This is a genomic window from Salinimicrobium sp. WS361, assembly GCF_050750585.1.
In the GTDB taxonomy this organism is placed as follows: Bacteria; Bacteroidota; Bacteroidia; order Flavobacteriales; family Flavobacteriaceae; genus Salinimicrobium.
In genome coordinates, this window is sequence record NZ_JBOJLM010000007.1 from 99,110 (window position 1) to 122,778 (window position 23,669).

Here is a 23,669-nt window from a genome sequence, read left to right on the forward strand (position 1 = left end):
AGTGATCAGTGATCAGTAGGTAGGAATTTGTTTATATTTGGGTATGGGAAAAGTAACTTTTAAAAACGGCACTTCATTGGAGTTTCCTCCTTCTCTTGAAAGTTTTCAGGGATCAAGAGATTTTGAGCCGCATGAGTGTCAAGTGGAAGAATTTGCAGCCAGTAAAATGACCAAAGAGGCTATTAAATCAACTCAAATAAGGGAAATGACAGACCTGGAGAAATTTTTAGATCTATACAAATCAGTAGGTGTTGAACCTGAAGTTGAAGCTCATGGGGCTGGTACCACTTTGAATCTTGATAATTGCCTGGAGGGGATTGATGGTTATCACGGTTTTTATACGAAGATTTATTTCGACCAAAATGGAAAATTCTTAAGCCAGGGAATATGGGAGTAATGGAAGAAAAATTTAAACCAGGTGATGAAGTGCTTTACCAGGGAAAGGAAAATTTTATCGAAGAAATTTATCCTGACGGAGAAGCTAAGATAAAGAATCCCTCTTGGGATTGGGATGAAGAAGGAGAATATGTTGAAGCTGATGAAACTTATGATGAGCCTTTCTGGATATATGTTCCATTGAGTGAACTAAAGAAAAAATAATGGCAAAGAAAACAGTTACCATTCCTACAGGTCCTGAGGAACTGGAGAAAATACAGAAGTCCTGGGATGATTATTTTAGGGAGAATCCACCAGCTCCACTTCCTGATTACCTAACTGAATACATTTCTATAATGCGTGAAGAAAAGGATTTCTACTATTTGTTGTGTGGTACTTGGATAGTAGAAGAAGAAAATAAAAAAAAACTTACTGGAGAAGTAAGTTACAGGCCATCGCCCGAAGGGCGATTTTTATTTCAAAATCACCATTCAGGGAAAATTCGTACAATTATATTATTCCTTCATCTGCAAAGCTGAAATAGCTTTCGGATGTTATTATCACGTGGTCTAAAAGTTTTATATCCAGTGTTTCGGCTGCCTTCTTTGCTTTTGCTGTCAGGCTTTTATCAGCTTCAGAAGGTCTTAGGGTTCCGCTTGGGTGGTTGTGCAGCATAATAAAAGCGGTGGCGTTAGATTTAATGATGTTCTGAAACATTATGCGCATATCTACCAAAGTGCCGGTAATACCTCCCTGTGAAAGTTTTGAGACACCTAGCACCTGGTTACTGTTGTTAAGCATCATTATATAAAAGCACTCATGGTGCTCAATGTGGTCTTTTGCTACTTCCCTGCCAATTTCAAAAACACAGGAGGAAGAACAAATTTTGTTTCTGTCTGCGGTGTATCTCCCGAACTTGTAAGAGATCGAAACTTCCGCAATTTCAAAAAGTGCATTTGTATTTATCATTTTTGGGAGGTTTTAAAATTCGTATTCTAATAAATCGCTTTCGTTCTGGTATTCCTCAATAAACATTTTCGCAACTGCCTGCGCTTTGTTAAATGCTCTTTTGGCTCTTGCTCTGAATAGCCTGTATTCATTGTAATTAAAAACCTTTGAAAGTCCTTGCTCCTGTAGGATTAATTTTACTTGGTCGCTTGTCTTTAAAGAATTACTTTTGCTTGTGTTGAGTTGTTTAGTCATAGCTCAAAGATTTGATTTATACCCCTGTTCCGTGCGATGGTTCAGGGGTATTTTGATTAGTTAAATTTGGAAATCGATAATTTCCTTTTCGGTCTGCCCTTTAAGCTCCCTTAGTTCCTGCTCTACCTGCCCCAAAAGTTTACCGATTGTTACGGGGTTGCTAATGGTGAACCTGTAGGAGCTATCCCCTGTAAATTCCATTCTTGAAAGTGAATTGTCATTACTGGCGTTAAAGTTTACCAGTTCATCTAATTTCCTGTCAATCTTGGTTTTCTTCTCCGCAAGGCGGTTCAGGGTTTCCAGTTTTTTGATTCTTCCGTCTGCGGAAGGGTTCAAAATTTCGTCTACCGTGGTAGATGCTTTTTGTACTTCGGTGCTTTTTTTCTCTTGCACCTTTTCATTTTTAGCAGCTTCTTTTTTTGCTGCAATTTTTAAGTCTTTCATAACTCAAAGATTTGATTGTTAAACATACTTAAAGATACAAAAAAGTCGCATAATATGCGAGTTTTTAACCTGTTATTTAGCAGATTTCACCTACAAAAACCACTTTTTTTTACCTCAAAAGAGAAAAAAATGACCTCAAAACGGCCTTTGTTTAAAAGCTGAATTTTTAAAATACTGTGAATCAGTCAACAAACCCTTTGCACTGGAAGTGCAAAAGGGTTTGTATGACGATTGACCCCGTCCCGCTCTCTCCCGTGAGGGCAGTTGCAGACCCCTCGAAGGGTGAGAGATATGACCCCCTCGACCCCTCCGCAGCCCGCGCCTTGTGGGTGTTTTAGGTCATTTCAGCACCTTATTTGATGATTTGATGACCTGTGTCCATGGAAGAGATCTCCTCTTAGACAGCCTCTAATGGCCTGTGGTGGCATGCCCAACCAATAGCCTGCCACCACCAGTGTTTACAGGTGGTTTCCTTTGTCACACCTTCAACCACTTGCTATGGTTACACTTGTAATATGAAAGCAACCAGAACTGCCCAGCTCTATGCTGTCCTTAAGAGAATGAGGGAACTAACCAAGGCAGGTGTACCCTTTGAACTGGAGTACATCTCGTACCAGGAGAAGGCAGGTATCACCGAGGGGGTGAAGAAAGTACAGGGTGTCCAGTTGCGCACCGGTATGAGCAAAGCCTACAGTGATAAAGCCGATGTCCTTGTAGGATACATCAAGGACGGTAAGAACAGATGGTTCTACCTACCACTACTAATCAAGTTTAATAACAAGTTTATCGATGAATATTGAATTCTTTGGACAGAATGCCCTAGTTGAGGCAGAAGACAATGTCTTTTCATTTGAGGTGGCAGAGAGCCCACGAGACCTGCATGAAAGCAAGGTTAAGAATGGGGAATCCCTTGACTGGAACAACTCAATAGTTAATCATCATATTGATGGTTGGGGAATACATCCTTACGGTAATAATGATAACATACCCACGGTTATCAAGAACACTATCCAGAACAACCCCAAGGTGCCAGGCATCATGAATAAGAAGGTGGGTATGCTGTGGGGAGAAGGCCCTAAGCTGTACACCGAGAAGTTTGAAGAGAATGTCCTGGTACGTAACTGGCAGGATGATGCCGAGGCACTGGCATGGCTGGAGAGTTGGGATCATGAGAAGTACATTCAGAAGTGTGTTACCGATGTTTCCCACATCCAGGGTGCTTTCACCAAGTACTATCGAAGTAAAGGTGCCCGCCTTGGGGCGCCTAAAGTGGCAAAATTGGAGCATGTTTCTTCAGAAAAAGCCCGACTTGCATACAGGATTGACAGTGGTAGCCCAGATCCTACTCACGTGATCTATAATGATTTTAGCCTTACCCACCTTGATCATCTTACGAACTTCAAGGTGTACGACCTGTTTGAGTTCATGGATCCTTTCAAATTCCCAAACAGCATCTACTATTCGAACATGTACAGCTTTTGTACAGATTACTATACGGTTCCCGATATCTACGGATCCCTGGAGTGGATAAGAAGATCTACAGCTGTGCCACTCATCCTCAAGGCGCTTTCCAAGAACTCGATCAATGCCAAGTATCATATCACCTCGCCTCAGAGTTTCTGGGATAAGGTTCAACGTGATTTGGAGAGACAGTGTACAGATAAGGGTAAAGACTACGAGGAGTCAATGCTTACTGAATACCGCACAAAATTCCTCCGGAAGATATCCAAGGTACTCTCCGGGGAGATCCAGAGCGGGAAGTACTGGCACACTGTTAAGACCATCAACCACGACGGAAGCAATCTTCTTGAGGAGGGATGGGAGATTAAAGCAATCGACCAGAACATTAAGGAATTTGTAGAGACTCAAATCAAAATAGGCGAAACTGCAGATCAAAATGCATCTGCCAGTGTTGGAGTGCATACCTCAATTGGAGGTACCGGTGCCTCCGGTAGATCAGATTCCGGGAGTGAACAACTTTATGCCCTGGTGAACTACTTAAAAACGGGAGTCAACATTGCCGAAATGATCGTGATGAAGCCTATCAATTACGCCTTAAAGGCAAATTTCCCCGATAAAAAACTAAAACTCGGCTTCTATCGTACTCCTATGGAAAGACAAGAGGATAAGAGTGAACGGGACCGTGAAAAAAACCAGATCTAAGCTATGAAACTACTATTTACAGACGGTAAGGGAGAGCCTAGAGAACTCCTGGGATTTTTGGATGCAGATATCGAGATCAATAAGATCAAAAGTCAGCTGTTCACGGCAACCAGGGAAATCATATCGATCATTGGCCAGCCTGCCTATGATTATTTCTACAGCCTATACGCCAAACCACAAGTCGAGGGGGAGGAAACCCCGCTAACCGAAGATGAAGCCTATCTGCTTTACAATGCCAGGTATGCCATTATGTTGGATGCAGTTCGTCATTATGCTCCTTCAGGAGATGTAAACTTCACAACCAACGGGCGCAAGATGCGGAATGAGAATAACCAGACCGCAGCCTGGGAGTGGATGATCAACCGCAGCGATGAAGCCCTGGAGAAAGATTACTATAGAGCTGTTGATGCTTTACTGGCTGTCCTGGATGAACTTGATCCTACGGTAAAAACGGAAGGAGAGGTAAAATGGAAAGCTACAGATGCATACCTGGAAAGCCATCGCCTGTATGTGCGCAGCACTTCTGACTTTGATCAATACTTTCCCATTAATTCCCGTCTTCTGTTGTTAAAGCTTCAACCGGGCCTTTCACAATGCGAGCGGCTTCACATTGTACCAAGAATAGGCAAAACCAGGGATGCAGCACTCAAAACGGCTCTAAAGTCAAATTCTGAAGAAGGCCTGGATAAAGATCTACTTGAGCTTATTAAAGAAGCTTGCGTATTCTTCGCTCTCGCGTGGGCAGTACGCAGGCTTCGCGTGTCGCTCCTGCCTGAAGGTATTTTGCAGCGTTACAGCGGGGAACGGGTCAACTCGAAGAATACCAAGGTTCCCGAAAAAATGGAGGCAGAACTTACCGCTCAATCTTTTGAAGGCGACGCGGAAAAAGTGCTTCAGGCTATTGAGAGCCACATCAAAGCACTTAACACCATAGACGAACCGGCAACAGAATTCACCACAGATCCGAACTTCGAATTTGATGATGATGACAATTTTGTATCAACATAATACCACCACATAAATGAAAGCTTTAAAACAAATCGGGCAATTCTTACTTAACCTCTGGCCATGGAGCAGGGAGCGTAAAATCAAAAAAATCAATGAGACGCTTAAGGATGCGGTAGTCAACCAGGAAAAGGAGCGTATGGAGTTCCTCCAGGAGTTCAGGTTCTACCTTCGCAAATACCTGCGGAAAGATGCCTCGGGGAAATACATTCCCATCAAGGGAAAGAACAAGGCCGAGATCTACGAAACGGTGATGGCTGTTCACGGGGAACGGCTTCGTGAGCTGAATATCAAGTTTTCCAAAAACCTACGCATCAGCTTATGATCACTCTTGAGATCCAGGAAACCAACAGGTTTTTGAAACTTCCTGAAGAGTTGGGGGAATGTGATCCCCGGCAGTACAGGGAGGCTTGCAATCTTATTTACCGGTACCAGCAAAATGAGCTGTCCTATGAAGATTTCAGAATAGAAATGCTCTATAAGCTTCTCGATCTTGAAAAGGGTTCTGCAAAAGATCTTCTTGATGCCGAGAGGATGGAGATGTACAGCAACCTCTTTAGCTTGTCTTGTTATGTAGATGCTTTTTTTGAAAAGGATGAGCATGAGGAAGTTGATAAGTTAAACCTGAAGCTCTACTACATAGACAATAAGATCAAAAAGGTCAGGTCAGGCGATTATGATCTTGTAGGCCCTGCAGATGAATTTGAAAATATTACCTGGGGCCAATACATGGATGCGCTGGAGATCTATTACCTAATCGAGAACCAGCCAAGCAAAGAACTGTTTTACGAGCTTATGGCCATCTTCTACCTGCCAAAGGGAAAGAAGTACGATCGTGAGAAAGCCGGGCGGTACCTAAAGCACATCCAAAAATGCCATTTTGGAGAGGTTTATGGCTTCTTCCTGCTGTTTGCCAGTTTCCAGAGCTATTTATTTTCGGCTACCATTTTTTACCAGGGCAATGAGCTCGATCTTTCTATTTTATTTCAGGATCCTGAGGATAGGAAGAAGGAAACCGAACCAAAAAGTAAGATCCCGGGCATAGGAATGAAGAGCATCGAATTTCAGCTTGCCGGCAGCGGTGTCTTCGGCCCGCTCAAAGAGATGCGGAAAACCAATTTTTGGGAAACCATCCTAAGGATCTACGATATTAGGAAAAGTGATCTGGATGCGCAGGCCGAGCGTGAGAGGCAGGAAGAAATAGCTAAAACCAAGAATAGATGATATTAGTTTCAGAACTCAGGCGATACGTCAAGGAGAAAGAAGAGCAATTGGCCGGGGTGAAGTCCTCTTTTGTTGTTGTTGAGAAAGACGGACTGGTCAATTACCTCAATAAACTTTCAAATAAAGATAACCAGATCCTGATTGCCGTAATGCCCGATGCCCGCAGCTCAGGGAATGAGGACAATGTGAAAATGAATAATTCCCTGGGCTTTTTCTTCCTGGAGAAAACAGAATACAGTGAATCTGTCCAGGATAAATGGCTCGACATTTTTGAACGTACCCAGGAGACCGCGATTGAATTCACCAGGATGCTCATTGATGAAAAGATCTATGGCGCATGTGATTTTAACCAGTACCTCGATCCCCAGAACATGAGCATTCAGCCAGAAACCGGTTTGGCCGGGTGCAATGGCTGGAGCGTTGAATTTTTCTTTAATACTCCGCTGTAAAGCTCGTGAAAAACTCGTATCTTATGCGAGTATTTAGAGCCAAACAAAATGGAAGAAAAAGAAATAAGGGAGCTGTTCTTAAAAGAAATTCACAAGCGCAGCGCAGGTCGTGAGGCAGGTCTCACTAAAGATCAGTTATACCATTACCGCCACGGTTTTGAACCCAGTGTGGGGCAAATGCTGGAGATCTTGTGGAAGCTGGACAAACTTGAATTTAAACTCGAATGAATACATTAGATCGTCGTAGTGAGCATTCCGAAGCCATTCTAAAAGGCCGTTTCGTAGAGGAGCAACTAAGGGAGGAAGCAACAGACATTAAAGCTGCACAAACCAGCCTCATGAGCCGCCGGGGTTTTCGCAGTGCCGACTGGTACGATAAGAGAACCTTCACGATCTCCGGCAACCAGATGCATTATGATCATATGCCGCGGCACCGTTTTGTGGATATGAAGACCAGGAACACAAAATCCAAAGGCAAGATTCGTAAAAAGAGTCATCCCAACCACAACCGTATTTTGTATGGCCATGCCAATAATCTTATCAAAAGGCTTCACTTTGGATTTACCGAAGCCGTCAAGGAACAATTAGCAGGAGACATAGACAATTCTTTGTAGTAAATTTTAGGTTCGATTTTTTTAACCTTAAAACTTAATTACATGGAAAAATTGTTACGTGAACTGGATGAGATTGATTCCCGGGAAAACCATTTGGAAACCCTGGACAACCTGTTAATGGTTTACCTCTCAAGTAAAGATGCAGATTGTCATGAAGAACGGGTAGGTGTCTTACTACTCGCCAGCAGACTTCGCAGGCTCTTTATGTAATTGCACAGCAGTGTACCCTACCACTGCTTTTTTTTGTAAGTTTATTCCAGCAACAACCTTATTGAAAATGGATATTAACCAACTCACCCAAAAACCACTGGAAGAGCGAAGCGATCGTGAATTGATCTACACCAGGATCATACTTCAACGAGAAGCTAATTCGAGCCTTCGCAGTATTAAAAACACCCTCCAATTCTTTTTATGGATTACTATAATTTGCATTGCATTGGCCATTCTCATTTATATCATTAACGAATCTTCCTAATCTTTTTAGTACCTTTCATCTGTCGAATAACTCAAGCAGATGTTTAAAAAAGGAATAATAACATGGAAGGTGTCCGGTGTCCGTAAGGCCCGGGGGTCAATTAATGCAGTTTTCTGCTTGAGTAGCCCGACAGCGCCTTCCACCTTTTTTAAAGTATCATGTCAAATACTCAAGCAAAGTTTTACCGAAACAACTCCGACCTGGAGAGCCGTGAAGGCATCGAGGTGGAAGCCGGAAGTCTCTGGAAATTAAATCCCGGGACAAAAGATCTTATCCTGGTCGACGACGACCAGTACGCCAGCTGTGAGCTGGACGAAGAAAATTTCTATAAAGAAATTGACGAGTAATGCGGTTCGACTCCGCTCGCTGACTGAGATTGGGTAATTAAGATTACAGGTTCGAATCCTGTCACCTTTTATGGTCCTAATAGCCACATGGAGTGGTCAGTTACTAAAGCCCCGATTGGGGCTTTTTTCTTTCCCCTCACCCTTAATAATGCACCCGTGCATTTTGTCACACGTTATTTAACACCTGTGCAAACTTTTTAATATATATTTGGCAAAAGGTTTCCTACAATGATCTTAAGCCAAAAGGTTCCAAATCTGTCAAATATATGTGGAATTGCCCTGGATTTTTCTGCGGTACCTGTTCCTTCCTATGCCGATTATGGACAGCCTTTTTACGATTCCTATTTACTGGAGAGCAATGCACAATCTGTCTATTTTGGAAAACGCACCGTTAGCTTTTCTGAAGATCTTATGGAATCGCCTGCAGGTGACTACTACCAGATCAAGGTAAGTATCCAGTTTCCCAGCAATGATAAGGAAAGAGCCAAACGTATTGAAGAATTTCGGAAAGCGAAATTTGTAATGGTGCAGCTCAACGGCGGGCGTGTTTTACTCATTGGCCGTAACGACTTTTTCCAGAACGCAAAGCCCCGGGTGAAGATCAAAAGCAATGAACAACTAACTGCGGTGGAGTTCATTACCACCTCCATTTCTCCCACCGGATTTTTACCAGATTATAACGCCGGACTTTTCCCACACTCTATTCCTATTAATTTCTTAAACGCTTCTTAAAAATGTCACTCAATTTTAACATAGAACTAAAGCAGGATGATCCCCAAAGGGTGATCGAGCTTAACGGCGTGCCTACCAGGTTCTATGCCACAGCCGAAGAGTTCAACTTGCTGGTTATGGTGATCAACCATTTGCTGGGCAAAGAAAGCGCGTTGTACAAAGGCGAATTCGATTTTATTGAAGAGCTGGAGGAAGAGCATCCTCTCCCCGAACCGGGGTCTTACGCTCATTTAAGAGTAGTTGATGGCGATGATATTTTTTGCCGTTGGGACAATACCAATAAAAAATGGATACAGGATGGCCTGGTTAAAGACCAGCCCGAAGTTAATGTAGGAGTAGCCGAAAACATTCGTGCCGTGCTGGAAGCCACCGGCACCAAGTACTACGGCACAAAAGACGGTGTTGCCGGCGTTTGGGCTTTTCCTCAAGGCACTGGCGGTGGCACCCCTGAAACTTTCAACGGCTTTATAGTAAACAACTTCACCAACGGTTACCAGGGCGGACTCACATGGAAGCCTTTTTCAAACTTTGAGTTTGGCGGAAATTCATTTTCGGCCACTGCAACTTTAACTCCTACAACTGCCGATATTCCTGCAGGGGAAAAGAAGTTTGCAGCTATTGTGCTTAATTCAAATGGAACAATTACCCTGGCGCAGGGGCAACCGGCGGTCAATCCTTCTGCTCCAAACATTGATACAGCTACTCAGCTTATCCCCGATGGCGGATTGATCCTCTTATCCTCCGGTGCCGCAACTCCCGAAGGTGTCACCCTGCAAAAGATTTACACTAATAACTCAGGTATTGTAGGGGGAGAGGCCGATGCTACTATTATTCGTGGTGGTGTAAGATGGAATTTAACTTCTAATGAAGGTGAAGACGGTGTTTGCATAAAAGGAACAAATTTACTAGCTGATGATCTTCTGCATTTTACTCCGGAAGCAGCAATTCCTATAGGCAACTTCACCGAGCTTACATTTAAGATAAAGAACCTGGTCGATACAGGATTGCCGGCGGGTAGTTCTGGCGGATTTCGCTTTTTCCTTACCGGGAGCGTTCTTGTTAACGGCAATGTGCAAACCACCACTATTTTACTGCCACAGTTTCAAAACTTCGGCTATGATGTAACCAACACTACCGACTGGCAGTTTATTTCCATTAAGATCCCTGCAGTTAGCCTCATAGATGTTACCGGCGTATCATTCCTTTTTGATCATGGAGATCCTGCGGTGGTTCCCACCATTCTCCTGGACGAAATAAAATACAACGACGGTTCGGCTCCGGCGGCAGAGAATTTTGCAACCGTGGGATTTGTAGAGCGGGTGATTGCAGAGCTGAAGGCTTATTCTGAAAACACTTTTGCAGATAGAAGCCTCTCCAATCTCTTCAATAATTTAACTGAAGCTCAAAAAACAGCGATTAAAGATAAGTTAGGTATTACTGAAGTAGATGGAGTCACCGAAGCCGAATTGAATGCTGCCCTTCTAGCCCTGGAAAATGATCTTCTTCTGCAAATAGATGCTGTTGAAGAAGATGTACTGGTGCATGAGAACAGGTTGACGGCTTTGGAGAGCGTCGGCGGAGTAGTTCCTATTGCTGCAAATACAGTCTTATCCCGTGCAGCACATCATAAGAAGAAGCTTTTTGTTACTGCCAATGTCACCATTACCTATCCCGCTGCGGGCCTTGGAGGTGATTTTGAATGTAACACAGCGACTTCTGAAGCCGGCCAAGTGCAATTTATAGATGAAGCAGCGACTCCGGGAGATGATCTGGATGCTCCGGATGGAACTCTTTTAGAAGCCCGAAAAATGGCTCACCTTTTTGAGCGGCCAGATGATGGTAGATTATCAATTTATGGAGATGTGACGGCATGATAGCAACGGATTACATACACGGAAAAAAAAGAAGTGAGGTAATTGATACCCCTAAAATAAGTACCTATAATTTCGCGGAAACTTCAGGTAATACCCTAGTTGATTCCACAGGAGGAATTAATGGATATACTGTTGGAACCTTGGTTAATTGCTTAGGTAAAAAACACAGAAGCCAAATTTTTTTAAACAACCCGCAAACAACAAAAGGAAGTTATGCGATAATTCCGCATCATGGAAATTTCAATATTTCTGAAAAGTTTACAGTGGAGGGATTTTTGAAATTTCATTCAGTGTCCGAATTGAACCAAACTAACCAAGGAGCAGTCTTAATAGAAAAAAGAAACGATGCAAGTAGTAATGGTGATTGGGCTATTACCTACTACGAAGGAAAACTAAGGGGATTTGCTTTTGGAGATGATGGAACATCATTCATAACTGAAACCACAATAGCATTAGAAATTGACAAGAATTATCATTTCGCTTTAGTTATTGATAAAAATTGGCCCGATTGTGTAAAATTATATGTTGATGGTGTTCTACTGATTTCAGAAATTCCTATTGGAAACCCAATAAATAATTTTAATAATACCACTGCTACTGTAGCCATCAATACAATTGGTTGGAGTTCTAATTACGGTTTTCATGGTTTTTCTCAATACGAAGGCTGGACGATTCGCAAAAATGTCGCCTTAACACAAGCCGAAATTCAAGCTAAGATTGACGACTATAACATCGCTCCTGCACCTATTGCACAACCTTTGACTACCGATTTACTTTTTCACTGGAATTTTAATGAGTTAGCGGCTCCAACAGTAGAAAGTATTAATGGATTCAGCGCGACTCCTACGGGCTCTCATACCTATGGGGTGCAAGGAGTCTTTGATAAGGCTCTAAGTTTTTCAGGGGGGAAATTAACCTATCCGCACAATTCAGCCTTCAACTATTTTGATGGAGTTACCAACTTTGATTTTATGGCTTCCTGCTATGTAAAGTTTAATTCTTTCAAAGATGGATGGATTTTTAATAAAAGAGATGGCACTTCTACTGGGTTAGAATATCAACTATCTATTTATAGTAATCAATTGAGATTTCAGATTTGGCATTCTGGAGGAGCTCAACAGCAGATAAGCATAGATACAGCTACTCTAACTACTGGATCATGGATTAAAATTTCGGTTTTTACCATAAGGAAATTTGGTGTAATCGCCTTAGCTATAAATAATAAAATAGTTAAAAACACTTTTTCTACTGAATGGACTGGTAACTGGGCAACGGGTTCAAAAGATTTTGCTATAGGCTGCGCCACTTGGGATAACATTTTTTGGCTGGATGGAGCTATTGATAATTTAAAATTTTGGAGAGGTATAGATGTACCTAAAGGATTCTTTTTTCATGAATAAAAAATTAAAAAATGAATATAACAAGAACTACTGCACCTATTCCATGGGGCCGAGACAGTGAAATGATTATTCTCGCCATGTCAATAAATCTTGAATGGAAAGAAGACGAGAATAGATGGATAGTATCCATTCGGGAATATAAACAAGTGCCCTACCAAAATCCTGAACCGGGGACACCTCTTTATTACTACCCTACCCTCCTACAACAAAATGGAGAAAAATACAAGAAGAAAACCCGTACCCCCGAACAGGTAAATGCGCTATTCACCCAGTTTAATGTGACAATAGCACCCGGAGACAATTTCACAGATAAGTTTAGACACGTGATTGCCCTCTCAACTATTTATGAGAACCAGGTGAAGCCGCCTTATGCCTATGCTCTTAATCCGGCAGATCTTGAAATGGTAGATACCACCACTGAAGTTGCACCAGAACCAATAATTGAATGATAAATAACTCGGTACCCGGAATTACCCTAACAGTTCCTTTTTTTTTGATAAAGAAAATTTTGGGATAAGCCCTAAAAAACAAAACCAGGAAGACCTGGGATAATCTCCCGGTACCGATTTTAAATAACCTACTTATGAAAAAACCCACACCTCAAATCGCCTGGCTAAAAGAAGCCGCATTCAACATTGGCAGCCTGCTTGGCAACCTCTTTTTGATCATCCTTGCTCTTGTGCTGTTCGTGCCGCTTTTTATAGTGGCAATGCCCTGGAAGGTATGGGTGAGCTTCACCCGGGATAACAGGAAGGCCCGCGAAATACTTTCGGGCACCGGGAAGTTCTTCGTGGGTATAGCCATTGCGATAGATCAGTTAGGCAATGTTGCTTTTGCCGGCCTGTTCAATGATGTTCTTGTGAAAGACGCCTCTATATTTGCTTTTGGCCGCACGCACGAGACCATTAGTGAAGTGCTTGGCTGGAACGAGTACCTGAAGAACCTTACCAGCACCGGTAAATTTTTGGTAGCCGCGGTAAACTTTTTTGACTTCACCAAAGAGCAGCATTGCGCCCACGCCATGGCCAGCGGCATAGATGAAGCGAAGTACAAGATCGCTTTTCAGAAAAAAGCCTTAGTGCAGCACGAAACTATCATCGCCTCCAAAGAATTCATGGCAAAATATTGATATGAAAAAACCCGCCCCTCTACTTAACCGCCTGTCCCTGGGAATAATTTTAGGGTTATGTATGTTTGCCTCCCTCCCAGCCGCCGGGCAAAAGCTGTACACCAACGCTCCAGATGTGGTTTATCCAATTTTGGAAGAATACGTGGCCGAGAACTACCTGCGGCAGGAAGGAAGCTTTGAAATGATCCACCGGCTTGACAGCATCATAGTGACTGATATTCCGCTTATTCTTATTCCCGCGACCAATGACAGGCCTGCCATGATCAAAAAAGTATATGGGCAACATGTCATTAAGGGAGACAAAGAATGGATAGAAATCGATTCTTCACTCCTTGACAATCTCAGGAAATTCCATGCTACCCTGCTCCACGAACTCAAACATGCCGCCGGGCAAAAGGAACATGTAAATGCATCCGGCTATAGCTACGACCATCCAATCTATGAAGACCTCATGGCCATTCCTGCCTATCCCTACTACATCCCCGATGACAAGTGGGCACGCATGAAGAAAAAATACTACGATTCACTCAAAACTTCCCAACCATGAAAAAAATATTCCTGCTCCTCATTTTACTTGCCTGCTCATGCGGTTCTTCAAAACCTGAATGGCCTAGAAAGGCAAAATTAGTAATGACGGTTTCCGAAATATCGGGAGACTCGGCCACGTTGACCTCGATAAATTCGAGTGTGAAGTACTTTGTGTCTTCAGACGGACGCAACCTTCATGAACAAAAAATGTTTTTCATGTACGTCCAGCCCGCCGAGTTGCCGGGGGAATTCTATGGCAAAGTATACCAGGCATTTTCACTGGCCGATACCATTGGTATTAGGCGCCAAATGAAGATGGAAAGCTATCTTAAGCTAAACCCAAAACTATAGCATGAGTAGAAGTGTCATTCCTGTACACATAACTCCTCACCTTGTGCCTTTCTTCTTTGAAGAATTTGAAGGCATAGAAGCGCTCTACCTCAATAAGAGGGTGAAGGCTGCAAAGATCTCCACAAAAAAACCATTGGGCAGGATCCTTAGAATGTTGGTTGAGCAGTCTCCTTCTCCTGCCAAGGCCGAAAAATTCCACATGTACCTTTCCATCCAGGACAGGGAGCAGTCAAAGAATTTCTTTGGACAGTTTTATAAATGCTCCTCGGGGAATAATACCTGGTTGCGTCTTCCCCAGGTTGGGGTGCAGCTAATCAATGATCACCTGGAGAATATCTTCAGGACATCAATGATGTTTTTTGTGAAGGGTCATATTACCGATAATGATGCCGGTGAAATTCGAAGGGCTGTAGATCTCTTTCTTATTGAGTACGACCTGTACGAGTATGGCTTCGAGAATGAGACCCTGCGGCGATATTATTACCGCGTGATGAAAGACGGGTACTTCCTTAAAAAGATGCAGCACGAAGGCCCTGTGAAGTTCAAAAAGAAGGAAAGGCAAAAAGCAGATCCCGTAAAAACTCACATTTTTCCCGTCGGGCAAACTTCGCTTTTCTAGCAGTTAACTTGTTGTCACACCTTAAACCTATTCTTCGGGGTAAACTTGTCTAAACATTACCCCAAATGGCCAAGAGAATTGTAGACGAAGAGATGAGATTTTCCATTGTGATCAATGGAAATGAAGCTCAAAAAGAAATGTTTGAACTGGAGCGATCTACCCGAAAGCTTACCCAGGAGAATAAAGATCTGCGTGCAGAAAAAGCACGTCTCAAGGCCCAGGGCAAAGAGGAGTCTGCCGAATATAAAAACCTCACTGCCCGCATCAAAGAAAACAGCCTGGCATTGTCTTCAAACAAAGCCAGGACAAAAGAACTTCAAAAAGAAATAGGGATCACCGGCCTAACCATGGCGCAGCTCAGTAAAAAAGCATCGATGCTAAAGCTGGAGCTGCGAAACATGATCCCCGGAAGTGCAGCTCACAAAAGGATGCAAGCAGAGCTCCAGGCCATTAATGCCAGGATGAGAGAATTGAGTCTGGGTGCTAACCAGGCAGAATCTTCTATTTCAAGACTGGCCCAGGGCTTCAACAAATATTTCATTCTTGCTACTTCTGTGATCGCAACCGGTACCGGGGTGGTATTGAGCCTTCAAAAGGTGATCGACTTCAACGGGAAACTCTCCGATTCCCAGGCAGATGTCATGAAGACCACCAACATGACCCGGGAGGAAGTTGATGAACTTACCAGGTCATTTGGAATGATGAAGACCAGGACAGCAAGGATTGAGCTGCTCAATCTTGCTGCCGATGCCGGAAAACTTGGTGTTACCGGGGTTAAAAATCTGGGGGATTTTGTGGAGCAAATGAACCAGATGAAAGTGGCCCTGGGAGATGATCTTTCTGACGAGCAGATCAAGGAAGTGGGGAAAATCACCGACATCTATGGTGTTACAACTCAAACAGGAAAAGAATTAGCCGGTGCCATGAATGCCGTGGGATCTGCAATTAACGAGGTGTCAGCTTCCGGTGCGAATGCTGCACCTTTTTTGGTTGATTATCTCAAGAGGCAGGCAGGTATTGCCAAACAGGCGAAGATAGGAGCCGATCAAAACATTGGGTATGCTGCGACCTTTGACGAAATTGGGCAGAGCGTGGAAGTATCAGCCACGGCCATGAACAAGGTGTGGCTTGATCTTTTTGATGATCCGGCAACTTATGCCAAGATTGCAAAAATGGAATTGCGGGATTTCAATAACCTGCTGCAGACAGATTCTAATGAAGCCATGATACGATTCCTGGAAGGCTTGAACGGGAATAATGAAGGTCTTTCTGTCATGGTTCAAAAGCTTAAGGATATCGATGTGGGAGGGGCGCGTGGTGCTCAGGCACTTTCTGCCCTGGCAGGAAGTACAGATAAGCTTCGGGAAAAACAGGAGCTTGCAAACAAATCCCTTATTGAAGCCACTTCCCTTACCGAAGAATATAACATCAAAAATAACAACTTCGCCGCCACCATTGACAAGATCAATAAAAAGGTGATGGGCTGGTTTGCCAGTGAAGCTATTGTTTCCCGCCTGGAGAGCTGGGCTGTAGCCTTTGCAAAATTTATTGGAGCTACAGAGGATGCTACGGGGGAAGTGGAGATCTGGAGAGAAAGGTTACTGGCTGCTTTTAAAGTGCTTCTTGTCCTCGTTGCTGCCGTATTGAGTTATAAAGCTGCTATTCAGCTTTCAGCAATTTGGACGGCAAGGGCCAGCGCAGCAACCAGGATTCATTATGCCTTACTTATAGCCCAGGAAATTGCCACTAAATCCCTGGCCATTGCAAAGGCGCTGCTTACCGGGAACATAAGGAAGGCCGTGGCGGCTTACCGGGCTTTAACTGCCGCGATGGCACTCAACCCTATTGGGGCTGCAGTTGCTGTAGTAGGTGGTCTTGTCGCTGCCTATTATGCTTTTTCTGAAAATGCAGAGAAAGCCGCCACAGCTCAGTCTATTCTTAATGACGCCCAGAATGAAGCGATTAGGACTACACGTTCTGAAGTGAATGAGATCAACGGCTTGTTAGCAGTTGCAAGGGATGAGAAGATCAGCAAGGAAGAGCGTATCAAGGCCATCAATAAACTCAATGAAATTTCTCCGGAATACCTGGGCAACCTTTCCCTGGAGAACATCAATACGCAGGAGGCAACTACCTCGCTCGATAAGTATGTGGAGAGCCTGGTGAGAGCTGCCAAGGCTAAGGCCTTGAAAACTCAGCTAGATGCCAAGGCAGAGGAGCTGGCAAAAGCTGAAGGATCTTCATTGCAGGAAAATATCAAGTGGTATGAGGAGCTTTGGAATAACCTTTCTTCTCTTAATGATCCTTATAAATCGATGTCCAAGAACCTTCAGACGGCCATTGAGAATAAAAAAGAATTTGTTGAAGCTACTAAGGCAGAGCTAAAAATCATTGAGGAGCAATACAAGTTACAGCTGAAAGAAAACGCCCAGGCGAATGGGAATAATGAACCCAAAGGCCCCAAAGAAGGAGATACACAGGTAATTGGGGAGCAGCTTTTCAGGTTCACCAATGGTAAATGGATGGCCGTAAAAACTCCTGGACCACAGAATGATCCCGGAGGGAAGAAAGCAGAATACAAAGTAGATCCCAAAAAAGAAGAGGCAGAGCTTCGCAGGATCCAGGAAGAAAATGATAGGTTAAAAGCTACGCTCATTAGCGATTCCTTTCAAAAGGAAATTGCTCTTTCTGAGGCCAATCATGCTGCCAAGATGCAGAAGCTTCGCGAGCAGATGATTGAGGAGGCAGAGCTCATGAACCTGGATCTTGAGATCGATAAAGCTGAAGCTGCAGGCGATAGTAAAAAGGTTGATCAACTGAGTAAGACCAAAGAAATATGGCTTCAGCGAAATGCCGAGCTTAATAACCAGATGCTGTATGAAGAAGAACTTCACCAGCTGGAGATTGGCAAGCTCATCCAAAAAGGCCTGGAGGAAGATTTCCAGGACAAGCAAAAAGCATATGAGCGGGAAGCCTTGTTGCGGGAAACTGCACACAACAATGAAATGGCTGCCCTTGGCAATAATGAAGTTGCCAAAAAAGCCCTGCAGGAAAAATTTAACCAGGAAGAATCTAAAAGGCAGGAAGAACATCTTCGGGAATTAATTTCCGAGATGAACGCCATCATGAAAAGTGGCAACTTTGAAGGTTTTGACCTGGAACTGCTTTCCCCTGAGCAGAAAGAGGCGCTTCTGGATTTCCTTGACCAGGCAAACCTTAAGCTATCAGATCTTCTCAATAAAATGTCCTCTGCCGGTAAAGGCGGGGAGCCTTCGGCTACCGGTGATTTTGCTTCGGGTGTGGATATCCTGGGCATGTCACCAGACCAGTGGATTTCCATGTTCGACAACCTCGATACCACGGCAGGCAAAATTGAGGCTGCCCAGTTTGCCGTTCAAACCATGTTGGGTGCCTGGTCCATGTATAGTGATTACATGAACAAGCGGGAGCAAATAGAATTGCGAAACTGGGAGCAGGCACAGGAAAAGAAGAAAGAATCTTTAAGCCGTCAGCTCGATGCCGGTTATATTAACCAACGCCAGTACAATTCAGCCGTGGAGGCCATGGAAAAAGAGGCTGCCAGAAAAAAAGCAGAACTCGAGTATAAGGCGGCCAAGCGTGAACGTGCTATGAACCTTGCACAGGCTGCCAGTGGAACTGCCTTAGCTGTCATTAACGCCCTCCAGACGAAACCTTTTGTGCCTATGGGCTTAATTATGGCTAGTGTGGCCAGTGCTATGGGGCTTGCTCAAATGGCTATGATTGCTACCACTCCGCTGCCCGCCAAAGGATATGAGACCGGTCTTTACCCCGTTCAGCGTGAACAGGATGGAAAGATGTTCAATGCAGCCTATGGTGGGGAAACCCGCAGCGGTTTGGTTGACAAGCCTACGTTGTTCCTCGCCGGGGAACGGCGTAAACCCGAGATGGTTATTGATGACCGCGCCTGGGCAAAGATGGATCCAGATGTGAAGAATTCGGTTTACCGGGAGCTTGGCCGCCTTGGCCGGGTTCCAGGTTACGAGGGAGGATATTATTCCCCCCAGCCCCCAAAGGGGGAGAGTGAGGGTCCAAGGCCTTCGGGTGAATCACCTTCCGGAGATTATATCCTTTTTGTGAAAGCCCTGGATAGGAATTCTTCAGTGATGGAAAGGCTCGAAAATTCAGGCTTACCGGCCTACCTGGTAAGGAACATGGAGAATACCAAAAAAATCAGGGATGACCTGAAAGATTATGATAATCTGAGAAACGAAAACAGAAAATAAATGGCCTACGATAAATATTCAGTAAAAAAAGTCTTCAGCAATGAGCTGGTAAACATACACTGCAACAAATTATTTGATGCTGTGTATAGTGCATTCCCCGCTTCAGAAACAAAGCTCATGGCCGGGGGAGATCTTTCCCGTATGATCCAGGGGATGGAAAAGGTATCGCTTCCTGTGGTAGAACTAGTGACCAAGGATGCGGCGATCTACAGTTACCTGGTGAAAAACCTGCAGGGGATTGTGAGTGTTGAGACGCAGCTGTCTTTTACGAACAGGATTCAGTTCACTACTGCCCAGGCTTTTTTTGAGATTTGGATAGACCAGGCAGCCACCGCAGTCAATGTGGATGAAGTTTATTGTCAGGATCTCGGTGGCGCTTATCCTGCCCCGGTGCCTCCATACAACATTCTACTCCTGGAGGAGCAGGCTTTTGCAGAAGTAGCTCAAAATGAGCTTTATTATAAAGACTGGAGTTCAAATATTGAAGCTCCTGTTAATGTGATCTCGGTGGTGGGTGCTGCTTCGCCTGCGCCTGTTCCTATTGAGGTCCAGGTGGAAAATGTTTTTCTCTCGCAGCCAGAGGGAAAATACAGTGGCTTCAAAATTCAGACCCGGGTGGCCAACTGGGTTTCTTCCAGCAATACCGCAAATTACGGCATCGTCTCATTAACCGGTGATGTCAACGTGGTTTATCCAGGGGACAATCTCCTGGAGGCCGAACTTTTGCGGAGCATTACTACCAATTTTTCGGTTTTGGGATATGTCGAGCCCGGAACGTTCACCTGGGATCTTCTTATTGAAGTTCACGGGGTGCGTGTGGATTCGGGATTTACAGATCGGGCTATAACCAGTTATAAAATTCCTTTTTCTCTGCTTATCCTGGCCGAGGATGAAATTTCAGCAAACCTGGAGAATATTGTTTTAACTCATGTTAGGAATGAACTTCCGCTTGCGGGGCAGGAAATTCAGGTTATTACAGGTAGCAATTTTGCCTTTACGCTTCCTAATGTTTTTGAAGTCACGGGTGGCAATGTTGTTGAACAGGCACCCATTTACAACCGGCGCATTTATCACGGGACAGGCAGTCAAAATTTAACAGTGAAGGCTACTGCTTCGCTGGACGCACATGTTGGTAACTTGTTTAGCGGTTCTTTTCAACTGGGCACCCTTGGATCATCGGGAGGAAGAATTCGTAACAGAAAGTATTTTAATGGTACCATAAATGCCCATATTTTTGAGGAGCACGGCATCTTCGTTAATCCAGAGGCTCTTGAATTTTTTGTCATAAAAGGAATTCAAGCTGCAGTTCCCCAGGATCTCGAGGTAATCTCCACCCAGGCATTTACTGTGGAGCATCCTTTTTGGCTGCAGGTATTTCCTCTTTCCGGTCTCTATTTTAAAATGCTCAAAGTGCAGCCTATCAATGCTGCCAATCTTGTTTCGGGCGAGTACTTTGGAAACATTGTCATCACTTCGGCATCGGCCCAGATAGAAGTGCCGGTCACCCTAACAGTTGTGGAAAGTATCGATGAAGGTTTTTCTTCTGAAAACCTGAATTTCACCCACGACAATAAGAAATTCACCTACATGTACAGCGACAACCCTGCAAATCGTGCTTCCTGTAATTTAAAAGTGAATGCTTATAATTTCAAAGGTTTTCCCTCGCTTACCGAGCTTAATTTTAAAGGCACCTTTTTCAACAACCGCTTTAAGATTCACCTGGGCGACATTGTTGCCCGAAGGTTTGCGGCGCTGGATGCACCTTCGCAAATAGGTTTTAAGCATTATAACCTGGAGGAAAACCAATACCCACTCTTCAAAATTTATAAGTATTACCGCCCGGCCAGTGCAAACATTAGCCTGGACATTGAAGAGCGTGCCACAGGCATAGTTGCCGAAAATGAGAATTTTGAGGGGGTTCTTTTTGTGCGTGGCCGGAAGCCGAAAAAATTCAGTGATGACTACGGCATTCTAAATTTTGAAGCAGGGCCTGTGCGGGTTACCGAAAATTCACAGCTCCTTTTCAATTTTGCGCGGCGGTTTTCCCAGCATGAAATAAAAATCTATCGCAATAATGCCCTTTTTAAGACCCTACCACATTCCCCTGGCAACGATTCCCTTTTTGGATTGGCCATGTTCTTCAAGGACTTTCGCCCGGGGGATGTTATTGATGTGAGGCTGGCCGATATTCATGTACAGCAGTATTTGATGTTCCCCTCGCAGCAGCACAGCAATCACTTGGTATTTCTCAATGAATACAATGTAGTGGAGGCATTTGAATTTACGGGGGAATATGAGTTTTTCACCGATAAAAAAGTGACTTCGGCGAGGCGTTACAAAAATTTGGTTGAGCATATAGAGAACCTGGAGACAGGAAAAGAGCAGCGGTTCAGGATCAATACCGGGTGGATCTTAAGATCCAACCAGCTTATTGTCGATGCCATTACCGATGCACAACATGTGTGGCTGGTGCACCATGGCCGGGAAATATCCCTGAGGCCTGTAGATATGAAAATGAGCAACCATGATTCCACCAGGGATCTTTACCAGTACGATGTAGAATTTATAATCAACCGCGAAAATGAACTTGAAATTTACAGCCTCTAACTTTGAGCTTGATCTTTACGGACTCAATTTGAACATCGTGGAGGAGAATCACTGGTTTTCTGACCAGTTTTTCACCAAGTACTCTTTCCCGGTTGAATTTGATATTACTGATGATCTCGATGCTGCGCTGCAAATGATTACCCATAACAATACAGCCCGCAGTGCAAAAACTTTTCCCGGGTACCTCGAGCTCTTCGGGAAAGAGCCGGAGGCCTTGTTGGTGATTGAGCGCATACAGGGAAAAAAGGCACAGGGAAAATTCCGCTATGGATTTGAGGAGTTTCCCAACTATGACAAGAAGCTTTCTGAACTTGACCTTGAGCGCGAAGAGTTGACGGTTCCTATTACAGATTTTGCTGTTCCTTTTTTAAATAAGACCTATCCTGAAGTTAATTACAACTTCCCACAGGCGATCGTCGATAAATTTGACACGAGCACAGCACAATGGCAGTATTTTGAAGGCATTTTAAATAATTATTCCGGAGGAGCTTTCCTGGTCAATGAATTCGACACAAACACCCAGGAGCAAATCAACAGGAATATCATGCAGCCTTTCCCTTACCTGTTATATGTGATCGCACAAGGTTTTGCAGAAAAAGGACTAGAGCTTCGAGGTGAGATCCTCACCGATCCCGATTTAAAAGATGCCGTGATTCCCATGATCTCAGATTACTACAGCACAGCTTCTGAAGGAGGAAGTGAATGGGTTGTCAAGGCAAATCAATATGACAATCTTGAAATGATCGAGGCTTTTGTGGCACCTTTTATTGTAGATGTAGAAGTGGGGAATTATTCTAAAACTATCACACTTGATTCCCCAGGCGTTTATAAAATAGCAGGGAACGCAATTTTAAGAAGTGAAGCGAACACTGCGGTGGCCGAAATTAAGCTTGATGGGCGCAGCGTATGGAAAGCAGCAAAAAAATATGTTTCATATAGGGAATACTATTTTTCCATTGACAGGAATGTAGAGATCTCTGTAGAAGCCGGATCTGGTATTCTTACATTTACGAGTCAGCAGCTGCCTTATGCTAAGATAGACGAGAACCAGGATCCCGAAGCAATAATTTTAGATCTTACCATTACCAAAATTGCAGGTTACGATCAAAATGGTGACCTGGTACCAACACTTGTGTCTCCACAAGAAATTAACCTTCAAAAATGCGTTCCCGATATGACTTTTGGGGAGCTGTTGAAGGTTGTCAAGAACTGGAAAAATTATGATATAGCTATTGGGGAAGGTTTCGTGGAGATGAATAAGATCCAGAACCAAATAAAAACTGCACAGGTTGTGGATCTTTCGGGTTTTGAAGTGAAATATCCGGTAAGAAAATTTTACCAGGATAATACTTTTCTTCTCCAGTTCCAGGATATTTCTTCGGAAGAATACGAATTCGAAAAAGTATTTGTGGATGCAACGGGGAGTAGAACATCCTCTTTTGTGAAGCGGGAAGACACCCAGGAGATCACCATTAAGGGGCTGCCACTTCCCTTGAAGCAGAAAGGCCCTGTAAACACGGCACACCTTTTTACCGATGCAAACAACATTTTGATCCTGGCTATTTACCCCGGCCTTGTGAACGACCTAAACCTGTGCCGTGACGCTTCAAACCTTCTGGTTCCTGCGGTGTACGAAAGTGACTGGCGGGAGTGGCTTGATTTCAGGATCAATGCCGAAGGTTTTGAATGGGAATTTGAAGTATACCCCGAACTTGCCGGCAAGATCTCCAGGGATTCCAAAATTGCAGCGTATGGCCGAAGCTTCATTGTAAGAAGAGTGAGCAAAAAAAATACCAGCCGGTGGTTTTGGATGGTATCTTTAGAATGTGACGGAGTGGATTAGTAAGAAGTGCGCAGTGGTCAGT

The 23,669-nt window shown here is 43.9% G+C and carries 28 protein-coding genes; 25 read left to right on the forward strand and 3 right to left on the reverse strand.

Features of this window, described 5'->3' with window-relative positions; genetic code table 11:
* The first annotated feature begins 43 nt into the window (after window positions 1–43).
* Genes ACQ93I_RS09010 through ACQ93I_RS09020 form a run of 3 tightly spaced genes read left to right on the forward strand, consistent with a single transcriptional unit; the run spans window position 44 to window position 914 of the window.
* Window positions 44–397, forward strand: coding sequence for a hypothetical protein (locus ACQ93I_RS09010; RefSeq protein ID WP_431698207.1), 354 nt, complete (start codon window positions 44–46; stop codon window positions 395–397).
* Window positions 388–600, forward strand: a complete 213-nt coding sequence (locus ACQ93I_RS09015; RefSeq protein WP_431698208.1) for a hypothetical protein — start codon at window positions 388–390, stop codon at window positions 598–600. Before ACQ93I_RS09010 ends, ACQ93I_RS09015 begins: the two co-directional genes overlap by 10 nt.
* Window positions 600–914 carry a hypothetical protein gene (locus tag ACQ93I_RS09020; protein ID WP_431698209.1) on the forward strand — a complete coding sequence of 105 codons (315 nt, stop codon included), beginning with the start codon at window positions 600–602 and terminating at the stop codon, window positions 912–914. Before ACQ93I_RS09015 ends, ACQ93I_RS09020 begins: the two co-directional genes overlap by 1 nt.
* Here the strand turns inward: ACQ93I_RS09020 and ACQ93I_RS09025 are convergent.
* The 3 genes from ACQ93I_RS09025 to ACQ93I_RS09035 are packed head-to-tail and all read right to left on the reverse strand — an operon-like array spanning window position 886 to window position 2,022.
* Window positions 886–1,344 (reverse strand): JAB domain-containing protein, encoded by a 459-nt coding sequence (locus ACQ93I_RS09025; RefSeq protein ID WP_431698210.1) that lies wholly within the window; start codon window positions 1,342–1,344, stop codon window positions 886–888. The two genes, ACQ93I_RS09020 and ACQ93I_RS09025, sit on opposite strands and share 29 nt — an antisense overlap.
* A gap of 12 nt (window positions 1,345–1,356) precedes the next feature.
* Window positions 1,357–1,578 carry a hypothetical protein gene (locus ACQ93I_RS09030; RefSeq protein WP_431698211.1) on the reverse strand — a complete coding sequence of 74 codons (222 nt, stop codon included), beginning with the start codon at window positions 1,576–1,578 and terminating at the stop codon, window positions 1,357–1,359.
* Between the two features lie 60 nt (window positions 1,579–1,638).
* The gene (locus tag ACQ93I_RS09035; RefSeq protein ID WP_431698212.1) at window positions 1,639–2,022 is read right to left on the reverse strand and encodes a hypothetical protein; all 384 of its coding nucleotides are present in this window, start codon (window positions 2,020–2,022) and stop codon (window positions 1,639–1,641) included.
* A gap of 560 nt (window positions 2,023–2,582) precedes the next feature.
* On the opposite strand from ACQ93I_RS09035, the gene ACQ93I_RS09040 reads away from it, so the two are divergent.
* The 22 genes from ACQ93I_RS09040 to ACQ93I_RS09145 all read left to right on the forward strand — a co-directional run bounded on the left by ACQ93I_RS09040 (window position 2,583) and on the right by ACQ93I_RS09145 (window position 23,647).
* The gene (locus ACQ93I_RS09040) at window positions 2,583–2,822 is read left to right on the forward strand and encodes a hypothetical protein (protein WP_431698213.1); all 240 of its coding nucleotides are present in this window, start codon (window positions 2,583–2,585) and stop codon (window positions 2,820–2,822) included.
* On the forward strand, window positions 2,812–4,185 hold the full coding sequence (locus ACQ93I_RS09045; RefSeq protein ID WP_431698214.1) for a hypothetical protein: 1,374 nt from the start codon (window positions 2,812–2,814) through the stop codon (window positions 4,183–4,185). Before ACQ93I_RS09040 ends, ACQ93I_RS09045 begins: the two co-directional genes overlap by 11 nt.
* Before the next feature lie 3 nt (window positions 4,186–4,188).
* On the forward strand, window positions 4,189–5,193 hold the full coding sequence (locus tag ACQ93I_RS09050; protein WP_431698215.1) for a DUF6712 family protein: 1,005 nt from the start codon (window positions 4,189–4,191) through the stop codon (window positions 5,191–5,193).
* A 13-nt stretch (window positions 5,194–5,206) separates the two neighbouring features.
* A complete protein-coding gene (locus tag ACQ93I_RS09055) occupies window positions 5,207–5,515 on the forward strand; it encodes a hypothetical protein (RefSeq protein WP_431698216.1) in 309 nt (102 codons plus the stop codon).
* On the forward strand, window positions 5,512–6,414 hold the full coding sequence (locus ACQ93I_RS09060) for a hypothetical protein (RefSeq protein WP_431698217.1): 903 nt from the start codon (window positions 5,512–5,514) through the stop codon (window positions 6,412–6,414). The genes ACQ93I_RS09055 and ACQ93I_RS09060 overlap by 4 nt, the downstream gene beginning before the upstream one ends.
* Complete coding sequence (locus ACQ93I_RS09065; RefSeq protein WP_431698218.1) at window positions 6,411–6,863, forward strand: hypothetical protein; 453 nt, start codon at window positions 6,411–6,413, stop codon at window positions 6,861–6,863. Before ACQ93I_RS09060 ends, ACQ93I_RS09065 begins: the two co-directional genes overlap by 4 nt.
* Before the next feature lie 48 nt (window positions 6,864–6,911).
* Window positions 6,912–7,091, forward strand: a complete 180-nt coding sequence (locus ACQ93I_RS09070) for a hypothetical protein (protein WP_431698219.1) — start codon at window positions 6,912–6,914, stop codon at window positions 7,089–7,091.
* Window positions 7,088–7,477 (forward strand): hypothetical protein, encoded by a 390-nt coding sequence (locus ACQ93I_RS09075; protein ID WP_431698220.1) that lies wholly within the window; start codon window positions 7,088–7,090, stop codon window positions 7,475–7,477. The genes ACQ93I_RS09070 and ACQ93I_RS09075 overlap by 4 nt, the downstream gene beginning before the upstream one ends.
* 42 nt (window positions 7,478–7,519) lie before the next feature.
* A complete protein-coding gene (locus ACQ93I_RS09080; RefSeq protein WP_431698221.1) occupies window positions 7,520–7,687 on the forward strand; it encodes a hypothetical protein in 168 nt (55 codons plus the stop codon).
* 67 nt (window positions 7,688–7,754) lie between these two features.
* Entirely contained in the window at window positions 7,755–7,952 is a 198-nt protein-coding gene (locus ACQ93I_RS09085; RefSeq protein ID WP_431698222.1) for a hypothetical protein, read from the forward strand.
* A 158-nt stretch (window positions 7,953–8,110) separates the two neighbouring features.
* A complete protein-coding gene (locus tag ACQ93I_RS09090; RefSeq protein ID WP_431698223.1) occupies window positions 8,111–8,299 on the forward strand; it encodes a hypothetical protein in 189 nt (62 codons plus the stop codon).
* Between the two features lie 228 nt (window positions 8,300–8,527).
* On the forward strand, window positions 8,528–9,031 hold the full coding sequence (locus ACQ93I_RS09095; protein WP_431698224.1) for a hypothetical protein: 504 nt from the start codon (window positions 8,528–8,530) through the stop codon (window positions 9,029–9,031).
* 2 nt (window positions 9,032–9,033) lie between these two features.
* Window positions 9,034–10,905 (forward strand): hypothetical protein, encoded by a 1,872-nt coding sequence (locus ACQ93I_RS09100; protein ID WP_431698225.1) that lies wholly within the window; start codon window positions 9,034–9,036, stop codon window positions 10,903–10,905.
* Window positions 10,902–12,305, forward strand: a complete 1,404-nt coding sequence (locus ACQ93I_RS09105; protein WP_431698226.1) for a hypothetical protein — start codon at window positions 10,902–10,904, stop codon at window positions 12,303–12,305. The genes ACQ93I_RS09100 and ACQ93I_RS09105 overlap by 4 nt, the downstream gene beginning before the upstream one ends.
* Before the next feature lie 11 nt (window positions 12,306–12,316).
* Window positions 12,317–12,754 (forward strand): hypothetical protein, encoded by a 438-nt coding sequence (locus ACQ93I_RS09110; RefSeq protein WP_431698227.1) that lies wholly within the window; start codon window positions 12,317–12,319, stop codon window positions 12,752–12,754.
* A 134-nt stretch (window positions 12,755–12,888) separates the two neighbouring features.
* Complete coding sequence (locus ACQ93I_RS09115; RefSeq protein ID WP_431698228.1) at window positions 12,889–13,434, forward strand: hypothetical protein; 546 nt, start codon at window positions 12,889–12,891, stop codon at window positions 13,432–13,434.
* 1 nt (window position 13,435) lies between these two features.
* Window positions 13,436–13,981, forward strand: a complete 546-nt coding sequence (locus tag ACQ93I_RS09120) for a hypothetical protein (RefSeq protein WP_431698229.1) — start codon at window positions 13,436–13,438, stop codon at window positions 13,979–13,981.
* Window positions 13,978–14,313 carry a hypothetical protein gene (locus ACQ93I_RS09125; RefSeq protein WP_431698230.1) on the forward strand — a complete coding sequence of 112 codons (336 nt, stop codon included), beginning with the start codon at window positions 13,978–13,980 and terminating at the stop codon, window positions 14,311–14,313. Before ACQ93I_RS09120 ends, ACQ93I_RS09125 begins: the two co-directional genes overlap by 4 nt.
* Before the next feature lies 1 nt (window position 14,314).
* Window positions 14,315–14,932, forward strand: coding sequence for a hypothetical protein (locus tag ACQ93I_RS09130; protein WP_431698231.1), 618 nt, complete (start codon window positions 14,315–14,317; stop codon window positions 14,930–14,932).
* A 65-nt stretch (window positions 14,933–14,997) separates the two neighbouring features.
* Window positions 14,998–19,197, forward strand: coding sequence for a phage tail tape measure protein (locus ACQ93I_RS09135; protein ID WP_431698232.1), 4,200 nt, complete (start codon window positions 14,998–15,000; stop codon window positions 19,195–19,197).
* The gene (locus tag ACQ93I_RS09140) at window positions 19,198–21,804 is read left to right on the forward strand and encodes a hypothetical protein (RefSeq protein ID WP_431698233.1); all 2,607 of its coding nucleotides are present in this window, start codon (window positions 19,198–19,200) and stop codon (window positions 21,802–21,804) included.
* Window positions 21,779–23,647, forward strand: a complete 1,869-nt coding sequence (locus ACQ93I_RS09145) for a hypothetical protein (RefSeq protein WP_431698234.1) — start codon at window positions 21,779–21,781, stop codon at window positions 23,645–23,647. The genes ACQ93I_RS09140 and ACQ93I_RS09145 overlap by 26 nt, the downstream gene beginning before the upstream one ends.
* Window positions 23,648–23,669 lie beyond the last annotated feature (22 nt).

Bases quoted from the DNA above. Each gene is read 5' to 3' on its own strand.
- ACQ93I_RS09075 (WP_431698220.1), top strand. From the start codon at position 7,088: ATGAATACATTAGATCGTCGTAGTGAGCATTCCGAAGCCATTCTAAAA.
- ACQ93I_RS09030 (WP_431698211.1), bottom strand. From the start codon at position 1,578: ATGACTAAACAACTCAACACAAGCAAAAGTAATTCTTTAAAGACAAGC.
- ACQ93I_RS09140 (WP_431698233.1), top strand. From the start codon at position 19,198: ATGGCCTACGATAAATATTCAGTAAAAAAAGTCTTCAGCAATGAGCTG.
- ACQ93I_RS09090 (WP_431698223.1), top strand. From the start codon at position 8,111: ATGTCAAATACTCAAGCAAAGTTTTACCGAAACAACTCCGACCTGGAG.
- ACQ93I_RS09065 (WP_431698218.1), top strand. From the start codon at position 6,411: ATGATATTAGTTTCAGAACTCAGGCGATACGTCAAGGAGAAAGAAGAG.
- ACQ93I_RS09100 (WP_431698225.1), top strand. From the start codon at position 9,034: ATGTCACTCAATTTTAACATAGAACTAAAGCAGGATGATCCCCAAAGG.
- ACQ93I_RS09135 (WP_431698232.1), top strand. From the start codon at position 14,998: ATGGCCAAGAGAATTGTAGACGAAGAGATGAGATTTTCCATTGTGATC.
- ACQ93I_RS09120 (WP_431698229.1), top strand. From the start codon at position 13,436: ATGAAAAAACCCGCCCCTCTACTTAACCGCCTGTCCCTGGGAATAATT.
- ACQ93I_RS09010 (WP_431698207.1), top strand. From the start codon at position 44: ATGGGAAAAGTAACTTTTAAAAACGGCACTTCATTGGAGTTTCCTCCT.
- ACQ93I_RS09020 (WP_431698209.1), top strand. From the start codon at position 600: ATGGCAAAGAAAACAGTTACCATTCCTACAGGTCCTGAGGAACTGGAG.
- ACQ93I_RS09025 (WP_431698210.1), bottom strand. From the start codon at position 1,344: ATGATAAATACAAATGCACTTTTTGAAATTGCGGAAGTTTCGATCTCT.
- ACQ93I_RS09040 (WP_431698213.1), top strand. From the start codon at position 2,583: ATGAGGGAACTAACCAAGGCAGGTGTACCCTTTGAACTGGAGTACATC.
- ACQ93I_RS09035 (WP_431698212.1), bottom strand. From the start codon at position 2,022: ATGAAAGACTTAAAAATTGCAGCAAAAAAAGAAGCTGCTAAAAATGAA.
- ACQ93I_RS09145 (WP_431698234.1), top strand. From the start codon at position 21,779: ATGAACTTGAAATTTACAGCCTCTAACTTTGAGCTTGATCTTTACGGA.
- ACQ93I_RS09110 (WP_431698227.1), top strand. From the start codon at position 12,317: ATGAATATAACAAGAACTACTGCACCTATTCCATGGGGCCGAGACAGT.
- ACQ93I_RS09085 (WP_431698222.1), top strand. From the start codon at position 7,755: ATGGATATTAACCAACTCACCCAAAAACCACTGGAAGAGCGAAGCGAT.
- ACQ93I_RS09060 (WP_431698217.1), top strand. From the start codon at position 5,512: ATGATCACTCTTGAGATCCAGGAAACCAACAGGTTTTTGAAACTTCCT.
- ACQ93I_RS09080 (WP_431698221.1), top strand. From the start codon at position 7,520: ATGGAAAAATTGTTACGTGAACTGGATGAGATTGATTCCCGGGAAAAC.
- ACQ93I_RS09125 (WP_431698230.1), top strand. From the start codon at position 13,978: ATGAAAAAAATATTCCTGCTCCTCATTTTACTTGCCTGCTCATGCGGT.
- ACQ93I_RS09095 (WP_431698224.1), top strand. From the start codon at position 8,528: ATGATCTTAAGCCAAAAGGTTCCAAATCTGTCAAATATATGTGGAATT.
- ACQ93I_RS09050 (WP_431698215.1), top strand. From the start codon at position 4,189: ATGAAACTACTATTTACAGACGGTAAGGGAGAGCCTAGAGAACTCCTG.
- ACQ93I_RS09055 (WP_431698216.1), top strand. From the start codon at position 5,207: ATGAAAGCTTTAAAACAAATCGGGCAATTCTTACTTAACCTCTGGCCA.
- ACQ93I_RS09130 (WP_431698231.1), top strand. From the start codon at position 14,315: ATGAGTAGAAGTGTCATTCCTGTACACATAACTCCTCACCTTGTGCCT.
- ACQ93I_RS09070 (WP_431698219.1), top strand. From the start codon at position 6,912: ATGGAAGAAAAAGAAATAAGGGAGCTGTTCTTAAAAGAAATTCACAAG.
- ACQ93I_RS09015 (WP_431698208.1), top strand. From the start codon at position 388: ATGGGAGTAATGGAAGAAAAATTTAAACCAGGTGATGAAGTGCTTTAC.
- ACQ93I_RS09105 (WP_431698226.1), top strand. From the start codon at position 10,902: ATGATAGCAACGGATTACATACACGGAAAAAAAAGAAGTGAGGTAATT.
- ACQ93I_RS09045 (WP_431698214.1), top strand. From the start codon at position 2,812: ATGAATATTGAATTCTTTGGACAGAATGCCCTAGTTGAGGCAGAAGAC.
- ACQ93I_RS09115 (WP_431698228.1), top strand. From the start codon at position 12,889: ATGAAAAAACCCACACCTCAAATCGCCTGGCTAAAAGAAGCCGCATTC.